Genomic DNA, 15,759 nt, shown 5'->3' with positions numbered 1-15,759 from the left:
ATGGCTGAATTCTTTACGGAGGCGCAACTCGCCATCTTGGCGGCAAGCACAGTTAGGGCTGACTTCGTAGTAAAGTTCGATTTCGCCACGACCGGCACCAAATACGCCTGGAACGGTAATACGCCTCTGGTCATCGGCGCAAATACGTATTTGCCCATGAAGGGCTACGGCGTAATCGAAGGTCTCGGCCATGGCGACGGTACGCAATCGCAGTCGGTGACGCTAAGCCTGGATGGCTTGCCAGACCAAGCGCTGGACTTCCTGACGTCGGCTTTGGCCGACACACCGGAAGTAGACCAACAGCCGGTTACGATTTCGCTGGTGCTGTTTGATAGCGATTGGCAGCCGGTAGGCTCGCCGCTGCCCGTGTGGTTCGGCTATATGCAACCACCACGGATTTCGCGGACACCTATGCGCGGCACGGAAGGCGGAACGCAGTCGGTCACGATTGTTGCTGAGAACGTGTTCTTCAACCGCAGCCGCCCTCCGTACGGCAGATACACTGATCGCGATCAGCAGGGCCGCTCGCCGGGCGACAAGTTCTTTGGTTTCGTTAGTTCGCTGTTGAATAAGACGATCACGTATCCGGACTTTTAGGGCTATCCATGACTGTTGACGAGTTCGTGGCCGCCGAGGCCGCAAGGCCGTTTGCATGGGGCGTAACGGACTGCTGCAGCACGGCCGACCGCTGGTTACAAACGGCGCGCGGTGTGTCGCCTATTTCTAGTGACGAATGGAACGGTTCGCGCGAAGCGGCGATGGAGTGCATCACGCATCCTTACGCGCTGCCCGCGCGCGTTAACCGAGCAATGCGGAGGGCGGGCTTTAGGCGTACGCCAGGGCCGAAGCCGGGCGACATTGGCTTGGTGCTGTTTGACCGCCGCGTCTGCATCGCAATCCGCACTTCCATGGGCTGGTCCTCGCGTCATGAGGACGGCTTGGTCGGAGCGCCAATCGACAACTTTTGGAAGGCGTGGGCGGTATGAAAGCCAGACTGTCGGACCTTATCACGTGGGACGGGAATAGCCGCCGCGCTATTAAGCAGGGGCGCACCGGCCTTGAGGGCATCGTGTTTGCCGTCCTCGCCTCGAACTCAATTACCATCGGCCTGGCGGGGTCCGCGCTTGCCATCAGCGCCATTACAGGCGCGCTCAGCATCGGCCTTTCTGTCGGTCTTTCGTTCCTGTCAGCATCGCTATTCAAGCAGCAGGCGCCCAAGCCAGAAGACGTTCAGGTTACGACCAAAAACCCAACCGCTCCGCGCGTGCGCCACTATGGCCGCACCAAGATGTCGGGCACGCTTGCGTTTCTGGAAAGCAAGAACGGCGCTATTTACAAAGTCATCGCGACCGGAACCGGCCAACTCGATGCGATAGAGGAATATTACGTTGACGACCGGCTCGTAACGCTCGACGGCTCCGGTTGGGTAAACAGCGGTGGCGAACTGAACGGACAGGTGCGGATTAGAAGCCGCCTCGGTTTACCGACAGAAACGCACTATTCGGAAGTAACGGCAGAGTTTCCGGAGTGGGATTCGTCTCACCGCGGCGACGGCGTATCGAGCATTTTCGTTCAGCAGACTGGCGTAAGGGCAGAGGACTTCTCTGAGACCTTCCCCAGCGGCGCGCACACGCTTTACCGCATAGTTGCGCGCACCAGCAAGGTTTATGATCCGTCTACAGCGACAACCGTTTGGACAGACAACGCGGCCGCTGTAATTCGCGATTATATCATTCATTCAGACGGCATGCGCCTGCCTTCGTCGCTGGTTAACACCACGCAGGCGGCGGCAGGATGGCTCACCGCGTATAATCGCTGCACCGAAAACGTTCCGCTAAAGGCTGGCGGCACGGAAGACAGCTACCGCATTTGGGGTTCATACGCGCTCAACGAGCGGCCCGCCGACGTGCTTGGCCGAATGCTGCCAGCCGCCGACGCGCGCTTGGTGCCTACGCCGGACGGCGGGCTTACGCTCGACGTTGGAACGTGGGCCGAGCCTACCGTTGTCTTGGACGCCGACGCTATTGTTGGCTTCACGGAATTGAGCCGGGGTCGGGACGTTCTAACGACTGCGAACATCATTCGGGCAACCTACACTTCGCCTTTCCATGATTATCAGGCGACGGATGCCGACCAGTGGATTGACGAAGACGACGTTGCTTTGCGCGGCGAAATCGTTTCGGACCTGGCGTTCAATATGTCGCCATCGCACGGGCAGACACGCAGACTGATGAAACTTGCTGCGTACCGCGCCAAGCCGAATTGGATTGGTTCGTTCTCATGCAACCTGAAGGCTATGGCTGCGTTCGGCAAGCGGTTTGTGCGGATAACGTATCCGCTGTTTTCGATAGATGAAGTCTTTGAAATTCAGGACTTCCGGTTTGACATTGGTGAAGGCGGTATTTTGCAGGGAGTCACCTTGCAGGTCGCATCAATGCCGTCTGTCGCCTACGATTGGGATGCCGCGACCGAGGAAGGTACGGAGCCGATTTCGGAGGAGACTACGGTTGACCGCACGATTCCGCTTCCGACGAACTTTTCGTTTACGGTCGACCGAATAACGGTGGGCACTTCGTTGGTGCCTTTCGGCGTACTGGCGTTCGACGCGCCACCTTCCGTGTCGCTCAAGGTTCAGGGGCGGTACAAACTAACGTCTGCTGGCGATACCGAGTGGAACACTGTGTCCATAGCCGAGGGCGCTACAGAAGGCCAGACAGCCGCACTGTCGGACGGCTCGGAATACGAGGCGCAAGTTCGCCACGTTACGATTACGGGCCGTACTGGCGAATGGACTGACAGCGAAATAACTACGCCGGTTGCCGATACGACTGCGCCGGGTCCGGTTACGGGCGTTGGTGCCGTTGGGGGCGTTGGTGAAGTTGACCTTTCCTGGACGTCGCCGAACAGCGCTAACTTTAGCGCGGTTAACATCCGGCGCAACACTGTGAATGTCGAAGGTTCGGCGGCGCTGGTGCATACCGAGTACGGCCCGGCTTCGAACTCCGATGCCTACACGGACGCGGCTTTGGCGCCAGCCACTTACTATTACTGGCTGAAGGCGCGCAACGGCTCTGGCGTTGAGTCTGCTTCAGTGGCTACCGGCGCGGTCGTTGTGACTTAGCGCATCGGGTCGCCGTACACCACCATCCACCCAATTACGGCCGCTCGCGCGGCCTTTTCTTTTAGGAGCATCCCCAAATGGTGGATCTGGCCGATAACGTTTGGCGCGATTTTGTTACGGACGGTGTTCCGGCTTCGGGTACGAACAAGCCGCTTAAGGCGAAGATTCGCGAGTGGGGCGTTTGGGTTGAAACGTTCGTTCAATCCGCCGCAGCAGGTAGCAGCCTAGTCTACGGGCTGAAATCGTCGCTTGATGTTGCACTGAATCACGGTCCCGGCTCAATGGGCTGGGTCGTGGCCGACCCGACCGTTGCCAACAACGGCATCTACCAGAAAGCCGGCGCCTCCGGAACTGGCTCCTGGTCCCGCATGGCGGACCTTCCTTATAGCTTCATCAAGGCGGCAGATGCTGGAGCGGGTACGGCGAACGCTATCGTCGCGACGACGAGTGTGCCGGTTCCGTCGGCTGATGGCGGGGCGCTGATCGCACTCAACATCTTTGAGACGAACACAGACGCCGCGACCGTTGCGTTCAACGGCGGTTCGGCGCTCACAATCAAGACGAACAACGGCAATGACGTATTGTCAGGTTATCTGGCGGCAGGCGCAATCGTTGCTGGCTATGTGTCGGGCACGACGTTCCGACTGATTTCTGATGTTGCTACTTCGGCCGATCGCGCTGCCGCGGAACAGGCCGCTGCCGATGCCGCTGCAAGTGCCGCAGGCGTAAACCTCCCTCCGGTCAGCGCCGCCGACGCCGGCAAGCTGCTGTACGTGAAGGCGGACGGCACTGGATATGAAAAATCATATCTGCGTCGCGACTATCGTCACCTCGTGGATGACTTCGGCCTAGTGGTCGACGGAGCGACCGATGGTCGGGCGGTCATCGCGACCGCATTTTCTACCATTACGTCAGAAGGCACCAAGCGCCGTCTCTATCTACCGGCAGGCGTGACGCGGTTGGACTATTCGACATTGGTCAGCCTGACGCCACCGACTGGTTTGGAGTTCTTTGGTGACGGGCCGGAAGACAGCATTCTTGAAATCGTCTGCACGGGTGGCACGCGAACGATATTCAACGTTAATGCGGCAGACATCGTATTCCGTGACATCGGACTACGGTTTGTAAGCAGCGTGACCGGTATTGCCCTGTGCTTCTCGCTCGGAAACTCTACCAACCTGTCGCTTCTCGGCGTCAACATCAACGGCGGCGTGGCCTTCACGGGGGCTGATCCTGACAACACGCTGAACTGGCAGGTTCATGCGATCCAGCGGCAGAATTCGGAATGGTCGGGGCTATATGTCGATGACTGTGAATGGAGCTTTCTCAACCGCTTCTATCTGAACGACCACCTGCAAACCAGTGCAATCACCCGCCGGGTGCGCTTCGGCAGCGGCTTTTTCGGCCATGATTTCTTCCGTGAAGGCTTCGCAATCAATGCGCCGGGCTGCCTGTCGGAAGACTGGGAATTTGACGGTTGCGACACGCGCGATTGTCTCGATCGCTCCGGGGTCATTCATCATTACGGCATCGGCAATGGCAAGCGGGTTCGGGTCGTCAACTGCAACATTCGCGGGGCGGGTTCAGGCATCCATATCGAGGAAAGCGCTGACGGCTCGGTTGTCGCCAACAATGTGATGAACCTGACGGAGGCGGGCGCTACGGCGATCCGCTTGCTCGACAATAACGTTGGAACCGGCTCGTCGGTGTCACCTCGGAACATCGTCATTTCCGGCAACACCGCGAAGGGGCCGGGCCGCAACAGCGTCGACAGCCGGGGAATCCTGTTTGCCAACGACGTAACCAACGATGGCCCGGTGTTTGGAGCCAATGTCTACGGCAACATCATGGAGGGGTTTGAGCGCGGCTACGCTGCCGACGACGATCAGCGCTTCGTGAATGCCTTTGGCAACATCGCGCGCGACTGTTTTTGGGGCTATTGGGCAACCGAGAACTCGCGCCGGCTCGTCCGCGACCGCTTCCAGAACAACCAGGCGGTTGATTGCATGATCAACTACCGTCACGACAACGTGTCGTTCGGCCTGTGGGGAGGCAAGAATTCCGCCGCCGTCCGCGAGATGTTCGGGGGTGCCTATGCCACCGGGCGCTGGACCCCGCTGCTTGGCTCGGACGGCACTAACGCCATTGGCGCGGCTGTCAGCCCGGCCACGGACCTGCGGCTAACCAGCGGTGACGGCGCGGCCGCCAGCGTGGCGGTTAACGGCACGGCGCTTGTTGGAAGCTTCTTGCAATATCGTGCCGCTGATGGGCGCCTGCGGTTCGATGTAAAGATGCGGATCCGCATTTCGGTCGCGGCTGTGGGCGCGTTCATAGGCTTCACAGACCAGAATTCCACACTTGAATTCCCGATCGAACTCGGCGCGGCGGGCGCCATCACGTCGAACGCGAGCAACGCGGTGGGCTTCTGCTTCCATACCATCATGGACGACCCCGACCGCTGGGTTGGCCTTGGGGTCAAAAACGACGTGGACACCGCGGTTATGGCGACCGGAACGGCTCCGGTGCTCGATACCTATCAAGTGTTGAGCGTTGAGGTGAATACGGACGGCAGCGCCGACTTCTTCATCGACAACACGCAAGTCGGTTCCACGCTCGCGAATGCAGTCGATCCGACCGTTTTCCTGACTCCGATCATGTTCATCTATAGCCGCACCACACAGGACCGCCGTATCGAGGCGGAATACGCGATGGCTTCGGTCGGGCCTTAAGGGGATGGCTACTCTGCCGGTTGCGGCACTGCCGTTGCTTTGCTCCCGAGCGCGGTGATCCATAGCCTGGCCGGCCGCTCTATTGCGTAGAAGCTAACGGTCGAGACGGTCAGTACAAGAGCGTGAGAAACGAGGAAGAACAGCCACACGTGCTCTCCAAGCGGCGTGAACCTGTTCAAATACCAGAGCACCGGCATGTGGAGCAGGTAGAAAGAGTAACTGACGGCTCCGAGGAACCGGAGCGGAGTGCTCCCAAATAGCCGATTTGCCCAACCCGATTTCACGGTTGTAGCGAGCAGCGCAGCGACAACTATTAAGTAGATCGGGCTCGACCACATTTCCTGAGCGGTCGCGCGAAGCGACTGCCCTGCGGCTGGAAGGGATACCAGCACCTCAAAGGACGGATAGAGAATAGGGACCGCGGCGAGTGCGGTGGCAAAAGCGGCGTTCCACGGGGCGTCATTCGGGAGGTGCTTCAGCACTACAAAAACCACCACGCCTGCGAGGAAATAATGGCCGGCATAGAAAACCGATTGAACCGAAGTTTCCGGCCCGGTGACGACCCGCTGATACACAAATACAGCCGCGATCAATCCCAACAGAAGCGGCAGGAACCATCTCGGCCGAAGCCAGTAGAAGATCCAGAGCGCCGGCAGCATCAGGTAGAACTTGACTTCGACTATCACGGTCCAAAGTACGTGATCGCCCCGCATCATGGCGAGGTGAGCCACCACGTCTTGCCATGACTTGATGTGATAGGCCCAGAAATGCCAATGAGAAAACACCAGCGTGAGGGCAAAGCTCGTGAGTACCACAGCGAGGAACAAAGGGATCACTCGCGCAAATCGCCGCTGAAAAAAGGTCCAGATATTGGTTGGTGTCGGCCTCTCCGGAAAATAGAGATGAGACATCAAGAATCCGGACAGGGCGAAGAAGAGCATGACGCCCAATTGGCCGCCACCATTCCCCAGAACCCCACCCGTGAATCCAGTCAGGCTCGAGAAATGCGAGATGAAGACGATGTATGCGGCAAGCCCGCGCAGTCCGTCCAGTGATCGGATGTGCTCCGTCAAGCCGGTTGTCCCCACTATAAAATTCCTGAGCACCCTAGAGCAATGAAGCTAGGTTGACTACCGGTGGTCCCTGAACCGGCTTTCGCCGCACCCGCCCGCCGGTTTCGCATGCCTCGTCCTAGTATTCAACGCTGAAAGGATCAGCGCCGACCGTGCTCGCACGGCGGCGGCGGTCTGACGTGGCGTGGTCGTTTCTCACTGCCGCAGCCGGCAAGCCGGGCCAAGCGCACTAGCGCGTGGGCCAGACTGCCTATTCTGCCGCCTCGTGGGGTGGGCTGTGGCTGACGAAGACCACTGCCGAAAGGAAATAGTATGAACCGTGTCGACTATGACGTGGCGATGGAAGTCGCCGCGCACGAGGCGCTTATCCGCCAAGCCTACAAAGACTCGGTCGGCGTCCTGACGTGGTGCGTCGGGATGACAAAGGCCACCGGCCACGCGGTTTCGCGCTATGTCGGAAAGCCGCAGACCGTCCAGCATTGCATGAACGTGTACGTGTGGGCGCTCACCAACTACGCGGCCGGCGTCAATCGTGCATTTGCGGGTCACAAACTGACCAAGGCGCAATTCGCCGCGGCGCTCAGCTTCCATTGGAATACGGGTGCCATCGAGCGCGCGTCTTGGGTGAAGTTGTTCAAGGCAGGCGATATCGCGGGCGCAAAAAAGGCGTTCATGAATTGGGTTACGCCGAAAGAAATAACGGGGAGGCGCATAAAAGAGCGCGACCTTTTCTTTAGCGGCAAGTGGTCCAACAACGGCACAATGACTGAGTACACTAGGCTGACCGCGAAGATGACTCCTGTCTGGTCAAGCGCCAAGCGGATTAATGTTTCTAAGGAACTGCGGGCTGCTTTTGCCTCGCCGGTCGAGCCTGTTCTGGACCGCAAGCCAAATCCCGGCAGCAAGCCGCTAGCGCCCACGTTGTCGCCGGCTAAGCGCACGCTGTTTGCGATCATTGCGGACCTTCTCCGCGCAATCTTCGGAAGGAAATAACCCATGACGCCTACAACCATGTGGACCAAAATCAAAACATTCTTCGCCGATAGCGAGACCATCTTTTGGGCGCGCCTGCAGATGTTTGCCGGCATTCTAATTGAGGTGGCGTCTACCATTGACCCGACGCTGCTTGCGCCGGTCTTTGGCGACTACTTCCCATACTTCCTGATTGCGAACGGCCTGCTCACCGAGTACCTGCGCCGCCGTCGCGAAGTGGATATGTGATGGATGCGGCTGGCGGCGTAGCCGTGCTGCTGGTGGGTGTATTCGCTATCGGCATGCCGCTGGCGGCCTATGTCGTGTTTCGGTTCGGCTGCGAGTTCGGGTGGTTCAAGTGATGTGGCCGTTCCGCAGCAGGACACAGCAGCCTCCAAAAGATTGGGCCGGTCCTGATTCCTTTTGCGACTGGACTGAGGCTGATATTGACGTCGTCTCGATGGCCATTCGCAAAAACGGTCAGCCGAACAGCGACGGCTTCAAGCGGTTCGCGCACGTAGCACTAAACACGCTGCGGAGCGGCTCGGCGGTAGAGTTGGTGGCGCGTGCAATGGAAGCAAGCGCCAATCCCGGCTGCGATCCCGACCGCCCCATAACGGGCAGTCACTACATGCGCGGGATGCCTGCGTGGTGCATGTGGGTCGAATACGCAAGGCCCGCCGTTGAGGCGATAGCTGGACGGAGGTCTGTCTAATGCTTACCGCCATTATCAACTGGATAACCGGCAACCTCGTCGGCCAGCTTACCGCAGCGTATAAGGCGAAACTCGCCGCGGCGAATGAGACTGAGCGGCTGATCGCGGACGCCGCCATCAAGCACCTTGAAACCACGCTTGAGGAGCGCCGCGTTGCAGCAAGTGTTGTCAAAGCAGGCATGCAGCACAAAGCCTTCTGGATCCCATGGCTGCTTGCCGCGCTACCGCTTTCCGCATGGTTTGCATGGGGCGTGGCGGACAGCATGCTAAACGGTGCCCTGCCGGACGTGGCGACATTGCCGCCGCAACTCAAAGAATATGCCGACATCGTTTGGGGCAACATCTTCTATGTTGGCGGCGGTGTGGCTGGCTTGGGCGTTATCGCCTCTGCAATTAAGGGGCGCAAATGACACTAACCGCTGAGGTTTTCTATCTCGTGCTTGCCGTGCTTGCCGCGGCGGGCGGCATTTATTGGCGATGGGGCGGCCTAATCGGCAAGGTCCGAGACGACCTGGCCGCGCACAAGCTTCATGTTGCGGAAGTGTATGCCACCAAAGCGGGCATGCACGAACAGACTGCTCAGATCATGGAGGCCATCAAAACTGTTGGCGAACGGATTGAAGGCGTAAATCAGCGCCTTGACAGGCTCTATGAGCCGAAGCCAGTGCGCCGGGCGGGGTAGGTTATGAACATGGTGCGCCCCACAATCCGCTGCTGCATCACGGTTGCGTGCGTCGAAGCGGATTGAGAAAAAGCCCACAACGGCATGAAAGCCTGCGGAACTAACCCTCCGTTCGATGGACTCCCGTCGCCCCCTGCGATACGACTTCAGGTTATTCACTTGAAGGAGGACAATGACATGCAAATCGAACGCTTTCGGCAGACGCTTCGTGAGTTCACCAAGCAGTCGCGCTCAGGTAGCGTTGTAACAAAGTCCGAAGATGCTGCGGAAGTAGTTCGCCTGGCGGAGCAATTAGAGGCTGCGATCGGAAGAGCAGTCGTTCGCGGGGAAATAAAAAGTGACACGACCATCTCATTTGCCCCCAGCGGGTGTCCCTGCTGCGGCAAATAGCATTACAAATATGACTGGACGATACATCGTCACGCCGTTTCCGATAGATACGGCGGACCCCGAGGATATTGCATTTCAGCTGACAGCTGAGGCCCTGGACATTCCAGAGGAACAAGGCATTCTGAAATCAGAAGTCGAGCGCACTCTGATTGTGCTCAGGGGTATTTTTGACCCCTCCGACCGCCGATTCAAATCTTACTTTGCCGAGTTGCTCGCTCTCTCTCGCTATGGCCTGATCGGCCCAACCGCGCAACCGAAGCAGGCGCTGGACACGCTCGGCAATCTTCAGAAGCGCATATTCGACATGGAAAAGGGGAGAATAATAAGTCAGCACATGACCACGATTATCCTGAGACTTGCCCTGTTCCTTTCGTCGTTCTTGATGGCCGGCTTCCTCGCTGTTTCACTTGCGCCGCTCGCTGGATTCGCGGCGCCCGCGCTACGAGAAGTCCAAGCATTGGTATTCGTGCTTCCGGGTCTACTGATTGGTCTCGCCTTTTCGTCTTTTTTACGATGCCGAGCCGTTACCTTCTTTGATCTACACGCTATCGATGCCGACAGATTTTCGCCCTTCATGCGGGGCGCCTTTGCTCTAGTGGTTTTGATAATCTCGGCCGCGTTCCTCAAAGCAGGAGTGTTTGAGATCCTCGTGGGAGATGTTCGGCTATCTTCTTTTGACGCTGATGGCCTTTCAGCCTTCGTGTTCGGCGCGGTTGTAGGATTCGCTCAAGAGCCAATCATCTCCCGTATTGAATCGATAGGTAAGGGCGTGGGGAAGGAGCCATAAAGGGCGGCCCCTTCTGACGACTGCGCCAACGTTTTTAGCGGACTGCCTAAATACCCGCACCCAAAGCCCCGTTGCCCTAACCCGGCGACGGGGCTTTTTTTGCCAGTTACACAACGAAGAAGTCGCCTAATGTCGCTGGTCGCTATCCAGCTCAGCGAAGACAGTGCACCAGAAGCGGTAGTCGCCTTCACGGCCGTCAAAATACGCCCTAAATGCGCAATGCGCCGCGGCAGTCGCCGCGCATGTTCCATAGAGCTCTATTGCTGCCTGAACCGCTGCGCCTGGATCGGCCAGATCCCAGAGCGTCAAACGATCATGGTCGACATCACCGGTCCCTGAATGATCGGGGTGAATCTTCGACACTGAACTTCCCTCGCGGACGGATGTCAACCTAGGGGTATTGGCTCTGCGCTTCAAGCGCCCGCCCTTCTGGTTTCATCCTAACTTTGTTTCTGCAGCCTTCTTCGCTCTGAACTCTTCGAGAGCTTTCTTCTTTTTAGCTGCCCATGCGTCGGAATTCGCTTTCGCCCTGGCCTTTTTCTCGGCCTGTCTCTGTCCCCACTCTGCCATTCGCCTCTCGGTTTCGTAGCGTGCCTCCTCAGTTCGCGCCGCCACCGCACGATATTGAACAGCCTTTTGCTCGGGATAGAAATACGATGTGTAGAACGCCTTGATCAAAAATACCGAGCGCCCGCCGTGAAGCGGGCACTTTTGCGGAAAGCCTTTCCGCTCAAGAATCGGCAAAATGGATTTGAAGTAGGCGGCCCGTTCCCTGCCAACGACCGCTACTGCTATATCGTGATCGTCTGCATAAAGAGGCAGCTTTTCAAGTAAAATATTGGATATGAGGAAGGGCGGACCGTGCTCCATTGCCGTTTACCTTTCAACAATCCATGTTTTTATTCTAGCCACTCGCGCAATGCGGTGCTCCGGGCTGCTCTGCTTACGTGAGATCACACGTTTGGGTCGGACGGGCTTTCTTCGACGCTTGCGTTTCTTGATTGTTCGCGTAAACGCCGCGTCAATCTCATCCTGCTCCTTGTCGGTCACGGGCAGACCGTAGGGGAATGTGCCGCCGCTCCCAACGAATGCACTGACTAGAGCTGCCGGACGCCCTCTGTGCACCGGATCAGCGGAAGGAAAGCCCCGTTGCTCTAGCTGGGGCAGCACTGTTCGCCTCCATTGAGCCGCACCTAACCGCCCAGCGATCGCAACTGCGATCTCAATGTCGGCTGCGAACAGCGGGAGCTTGGAAAAGGGATCGGTCATTTTCTCAAATCAGTCCTTTTTCCCGTACCTTCCGCCAGCCGCGCCCACCACTCCTGCGGGGCAGCAAGCCACGGCAGCGCCCGCCAGGAAGCGGGAACGTGAAGCGTATCGATCGCCGCAATAAGCGGCGCCTGCGGAATATTCGTGTAGTGCCGAGACATTGAATCCGCGGCATGCCCAAGTATCTGATCCTTGATGTGCGGGTGGACGCCGTTTATTACGAGCTGCGTCGAAACCGCGTGGCGGCCCGTATAAGGTGACACGTCACGAATGCCACTTCTGCGGCGAGCACCAATGATGGCCGACTTAAGTCCGCCGCCGCCTTCTTGCACCGCGCCGTACGGCTCGCCGCGTGGCGTTCTAAACAGGATGCCATCCTCGTAGCTAGCAGCGCGATCTACCAGCGGTCCAAGCCATTCGCAAAGGAAACTATGCAGCGGAACGCCGCGTGGTTCGCCGGTCTTGCTAGCCGCAATCGTCAACCAGCGGGCGGCCAGGTTCACGTTGCCGGCCTTAAGCGCAAAAGCCTCGATCGGCCGCAGCCCGGTATAGAACAACGCTGTAAGCAGCATGGCGGGTGCCGGACTCATATCCCCGACGAACTGCGCGGCACGCTCGTAATCGACAGGCCGTTGCCCGCTTCTTGTAGACGCAATGCGTACGACGTTCGTGCCCTTCGGCCTGCGTGGCCGCTGCCACAGCCGCACGTCAGCCCAGCCGTTCTTAACGGCATGGTTCCACACAGCGATAAAAGGCGTGTAGCACTGACGGTTGCGCGTCTCCGGCTGTGTGTTCGGATAGATGTCTCGGGCGGCAGTATCCAAATCTGCCTGCCGGAGCGAGTGGAGCTTTATGCTTCCCAGCGTTCGCTTCAGTGGATCGATGAAGCGAAGGGAGCCTCCATTTTCTAGGTAGGATGCCACAGCTTCATCGAATGTCTTGGTAGCCTTCGTGCCGAAAATGCTCTCATCCAAAAGGCGCTTCTCGGTTTGTATTCGGATGATTTCCGCGATGTCGCGGTCACCTGTCTTGGTCGACTTGTAGGCCGAGAGACCCCGAACGGAACCCCGAACGTACCAGACCTTGTTCCTGCGGATGAGCTTTAGAGGCATGCATCAGTATGCGTCGCGAAATCCCAAATCGCAACGGCTATACCATTGTTTTTGCTAGGCGTTTCCGCCTAGCAAGTCAACCCGTCGGCATGCTGTTTCGCCTATGCTTTGCGATCCCTCAGCCTGACGCCAGGACCGTTGCCGTTCTGGTCGATGAAGATGATGCCGGCCGCTTCAATCGCCGCGCGGATTGCCGCCAGGTTGTTTATCGACGGGACGCGTCGGCCTTTTTCAAAGTCGCGGATCGTGCTTTCGCTCAGATTGGATGCGGCAGCTAGTTTGGTCTGTGACCAATCAAGTAGACCGCGGGCGGCACGGGACTGCTCAGGCGTGGGCAAGGCAATATCTCCAGTTATTCTCGTATTTCGTTTAGCACACACGAAAACCGTTGACAAAGGAAATGATTCGCGGTTTATGTGAATGGTAAACGATTTTCGTTGACGAGGAGATTCTTCAATGCCCCATACCTCCATAACCCGCCGCGCTGCACTAGCCGGACTTGCTACCCTCGCTGTCCCGCTGGGATCATCTGCTGCAGCGCTCCCGACAAGCACGGCCGCGGCTGCCCCGGCAGCGCCTGCCGAAGCACCCTGGCAATTCGAAGTCGGCCAGTGCGTATCTCACGAAGACCAATCTATGCCGTCCCTTGTGCTAAGTCGGTTCCGCGCCGGCAATGCCAAAGGCAACAAGCTTGAACTTTACGGCGTGCGATCGTTCGCCGCCAACGACCCCCACCGCGATAGACTTATGGTAGGCGACAGTCTGGTCGACGTCGTACCAGGCAGCGCCCCATGCCAAGACTGCCTTCTTTACAATACGGGTATGTGCCCCAACAGACCGGCCGCAGCCTAACATGGGCAAGGGCGGACCACGCCCTGAACTGCGCGCCGTCCTGCGAGAAAAGCAGGGCGGCCGCTGCTGCTATTGCCTCATCAAAATGCGGATCTGCTTTTCGAACAGCAAGCGCCCGGACGCTGAAACGCTAGAGCACCTTGATCGCAGGGCTGACGGCGGCGGGAATGGTCGCGACAACATCGCGCTGGCTTGCCTTGATTGCAACACCGGCCGCGGTTCTATCGATTGGCTTACCTACTGCACCATAAAGCGCGGTGAGCACTATGAAGCTGGACGATAGAGAACCCGTTGCGGGAGGGGGGATCACGCAACGGGTTCTCTCGATGCCCGGCCAGCAGGGCGGTGGGGGAAATTTCAGGCCGACCGGGGCTGATCGGCGAGTTGCGGTGCCGATGCGTCAAGATGGAATGGAAACGGGGCAAAGGTGAGGCTGCCTGGCACCAAAAAAACAAAAAGAGCCCGCTGCGGGAGGAGGTGCAGCGGGCTCTCTATTTGGGCGAACTCGGGAGGAGGTGAGTTCGCTGTGCGCCGGCATCGCATCTGGGAGGAGTAGATGGCCGACTGCTAAAATTTACGGACGCTCATCCTGTCCCGCAATGCACAATAAATTTATCGCGGCTGCGAAAAGGCCGCAAGCCCCGGTTAAGCAGCTTTCTTGCGGCCGCGCTTCGCGCCAGTGGCGGTGGGCTTAGCCTTCGGCTTTTCGGCGGGCTTCCTGCCAAGACCGATCGCTTTGGCCATGTCCGAGCGCGCAGCGGCATAGTTCGGCGCGACCATTGGATAATCCTTTGGCAAGTTCCATTTCGCCCGGTATTCGTCCGGCGTCATGCCGTGGCTGCTCATGAGATGGCGCTTCAGCGACTTGAACCGTGTGCCGTCTTCTAACGAGATAATATAGTCTGGCGTCACTGACTTCTTGACCGGCACAGCGGGCTTCTGCGGTTCAACTACCTCGGCAGGTGCGGTGCCGTTGACGAGGCCGTTGAGTGATGCTGCTACGCTGGCAATCAGATCCGGTAGGGCAGAGACAGGCACTGGGTTGTTCTTCACGTAAGCGGCTACAATGTCGGCCGTTAGCTCAATTTGGAAATCGTTCTTCTCGGTCATTTTGTTCTCCCTCAAATTTGCGGGAAGTCTTTAGCCGCGATTGGAGGGGAGGGCAATTGCGAAGGCCGTGAATCGCGCCGCAGCGAGCGCAGGAGATTCGCGTGAGGCGGCTTGCGGAAGTGCGCCTGGCGCGAAAAGTTATATGGCGTGACGAGTAGCAGTCTTGGAGTTGGTGCTTGCCGCTCTGCCGGGATGGAAACGCTCAATGCGGGCGGTCCGGTTCGCATCGCCGTTGTCCGGAGGCGGCGCATCCATTTGAATCAGCGAATCGTAGATTTACTCATTATTTCTAACGATTGTCGTTCGGGACTCCCGGCGATGCGGCTTTCGTCGAAGTTGCAAGGGGGATGGGTAGGGACGAAGATTCCTGAGCGATCCAAACATCGCAACTATCCCAAGCTCTCCTAGTAGAAGGTTCTTTCTTTCGATGATCTGAAATGTAGGAGCGGTAATCTCGCCACGTTTCTCTTAGCGCATCGCCTCTCATTTTTTCAATTATTTCTTTGGATAATAGTCCCACCTCGGCTCCGGTACAAATGGACTCATATAGATTTAAAAGTCTGAATACTTGCAATTGCACATCTCTATTTTTATCGTCGTCTATGTACCGAGATGTGAACGATTCGGCATCGGAAACTTTATTCCTTTTATCCAATGTTATCTTTTTGCCGATTATGGCTGATATTCGTTGGTCGAGTTCGTCCATTACCTGCCAAGTCCGAGTCTGTTGAGCAATATGGTTATCGTTATTTCTACTTCGTTGTGCGTTGTTATGTAATACAATTGGAATCCAAATGGCCGCACCTGCTCCCACAACTGCACACAAAGTGTTTATCCGGCCGAGCCATACGCTATTGTGGTCAGACATTCGCGACCTCCTTTCGGGATCTTTCTGAAATCCTCCCAGTGTATTTGAGTAGAGAGTCGTTACGTCTATAACACCTCTC

The 15,759-nt window shown here is 57.8% G+C and carries 17 protein-coding genes; 11 read left to right on the top strand and 6 right to left on the bottom strand.

Annotation, left to right across the window (positions count from 1 at the left end):
- The 4 genes from G6N73_RS10520 (at position 1) to G6N73_RS10510 (ending at position 5,850) form a co-directional block, all read left to right on the top strand.
- On the top strand, positions 1-597 hold the full coding sequence (locus G6N73_RS10520) for a hypothetical protein (RefSeq protein ID WP_165027283.1): 597 nt from the start codon (positions 1-3) through the stop codon (positions 595-597).
- Positions 598-605: 8 nt separating this feature from the next.
- The gene (locus tag G6N73_RS38550; RefSeq protein WP_425484071.1) at positions 606-986 is read left to right on the top strand and encodes a DUF6950 family protein; all 381 of its coding nucleotides are present in this window, start codon (positions 606-608) and stop codon (positions 984-986) included.
- Entirely contained in the window at positions 983-3,121 is a 2,139-nt protein-coding gene (locus tag G6N73_RS10515) for a phage tail protein (protein ID WP_246251873.1), read from the top strand. The genes G6N73_RS38550 and G6N73_RS10515 overlap by 4 nt, the downstream gene beginning before the upstream one ends.
- A gap of 77 nt (positions 3,122-3,198) precedes the next feature.
- Positions 3,199-5,850: a hypothetical protein gene (locus tag G6N73_RS10510; RefSeq protein WP_165027280.1), complete on the top strand. Its 2,652-nt coding sequence runs from the start codon at positions 3,199-3,201 to the stop codon at positions 5,848-5,850.
- Positions 5,851-5,858: 8 nt separating this feature from the next.
- On the opposite strand, the gene G6N73_RS10505 is transcribed toward G6N73_RS10510, so the two are convergent.
- A complete protein-coding gene (locus G6N73_RS10505; RefSeq protein ID WP_165027277.1) occupies positions 5,859-6,923 on the bottom strand; it encodes an acyltransferase family protein in 1,065 nt (354 codons plus the stop codon).
- A 312-nt stretch (positions 6,924-7,235) separates the two neighbouring features.
- Here G6N73_RS10505 and G6N73_RS10500 point away from each other — a divergent pair, with 312 nt between their 5' ends.
- The 6 genes from G6N73_RS10500 to G6N73_RS10475 all read left to right on the top strand — a co-directional run bounded on the left by G6N73_RS10500 (position 7,236) and on the right by G6N73_RS10475 (position 10,808).
- A complete protein-coding gene (locus G6N73_RS10500) occupies positions 7,236-7,916 on the top strand; it encodes a lysozyme (protein WP_165027274.1) in 681 nt (226 codons plus the stop codon).
- 3 nt (positions 7,917-7,919) lie between these two features.
- Positions 7,920-8,144: a hypothetical protein gene (locus G6N73_RS10495; RefSeq protein ID WP_246251870.1), complete on the top strand. Its 225-nt coding sequence runs from the start codon at positions 7,920-7,922 to the stop codon at positions 8,142-8,144.
- Positions 8,145-8,609: 465 nt separating this feature from the next.
- Positions 8,610-9,020, top strand: a complete 411-nt coding sequence (locus G6N73_RS36305) for a hypothetical protein (protein WP_206078785.1) — start codon at positions 8,610-8,612, stop codon at positions 9,018-9,020.
- Entirely contained in the window at positions 9,017-9,292 is a 276-nt protein-coding gene (locus G6N73_RS10485; protein ID WP_165027077.1) for a hypothetical protein, read from the top strand. Before G6N73_RS36305 ends, G6N73_RS10485 begins: the two co-directional genes overlap by 4 nt.
- A 400-nt stretch (positions 9,293-9,692) precedes the next feature.
- Positions 9,693-10,469 carry a hypothetical protein gene (locus tag G6N73_RS10480; protein ID WP_165027271.1) on the top strand — a complete coding sequence of 259 codons (777 nt, stop codon included), beginning with the start codon at positions 9,693-9,695 and terminating at the stop codon, positions 10,467-10,469.
- Between the two features lie 129 nt (positions 10,470-10,598).
- A complete protein-coding gene (locus tag G6N73_RS10475; RefSeq protein ID WP_165027268.1) occupies positions 10,599-10,808 on the top strand; it encodes a hypothetical protein in 210 nt (69 codons plus the stop codon).
- Between the two features lie 96 nt (positions 10,809-10,904).
- On the opposite strand, the gene G6N73_RS10470 is transcribed toward G6N73_RS10475, so the two are convergent.
- From G6N73_RS10470 to G6N73_RS10460, 3 genes are all read right to left on the bottom strand, one after another.
- Entirely contained in the window at positions 10,905-11,339 is a 435-nt protein-coding gene (locus G6N73_RS10470) for a hypothetical protein (RefSeq protein ID WP_165027266.1), read from the bottom strand.
- A 395-nt stretch (positions 11,340-11,734) separates the two neighbouring features.
- A complete protein-coding gene (locus tag G6N73_RS10465) occupies positions 11,735-12,850 on the bottom strand; it encodes a tyrosine-type recombinase/integrase (protein ID WP_165027264.1) in 1,116 nt (371 codons plus the stop codon).
- A 101-nt stretch (positions 12,851-12,951) separates the two neighbouring features.
- Positions 12,952-13,188: a helix-turn-helix domain-containing protein gene (locus tag G6N73_RS10460; RefSeq protein WP_206078784.1), complete on the bottom strand. Its 237-nt coding sequence runs from the start codon at positions 13,186-13,188 to the stop codon at positions 12,952-12,954.
- Between the two features lie 515 nt (positions 13,189-13,703).
- Here G6N73_RS10460 and G6N73_RS10455 point away from each other — a divergent pair.
- Positions 13,704-13,985, top strand: a complete 282-nt coding sequence (locus tag G6N73_RS10455; protein ID WP_165027262.1) for an HNH endonuclease — start codon at positions 13,704-13,706, stop codon at positions 13,983-13,985.
- 362 nt (positions 13,986-14,347) lie between these two features.
- Here G6N73_RS10455 and G6N73_RS10450 read toward each other — a convergent pair whose 3' ends face one another.
- A complete protein-coding gene (locus G6N73_RS10450) occupies positions 14,348-14,812 on the bottom strand; it encodes a Ros/MucR family transcriptional regulator (RefSeq protein WP_165027260.1) in 465 nt (154 codons plus the stop codon).
- Positions 14,813-15,101: 289 nt separating this feature from the next.
- Complete coding sequence (locus G6N73_RS10445) at positions 15,102-15,680, bottom strand: DUF4760 domain-containing protein (RefSeq protein WP_165027258.1); 579 nt, start codon at positions 15,678-15,680, stop codon at positions 15,102-15,104.
- Positions 15,681-15,759: the final 79 nt, after the last annotated feature.

The organism is Allomesorhizobium camelthorni, from assembly GCF_011045125.1.
Lineage (GTDB): Bacteria > Pseudomonadota > Alphaproteobacteria > Rhizobiales > Rhizobiaceae > Allomesorhizobium > Allomesorhizobium camelthorni.
The sequence above is the reverse complement of the archived record's forward strand: the minus strand, read 5'-3'. Positions and strand labels throughout refer to the sequence as shown.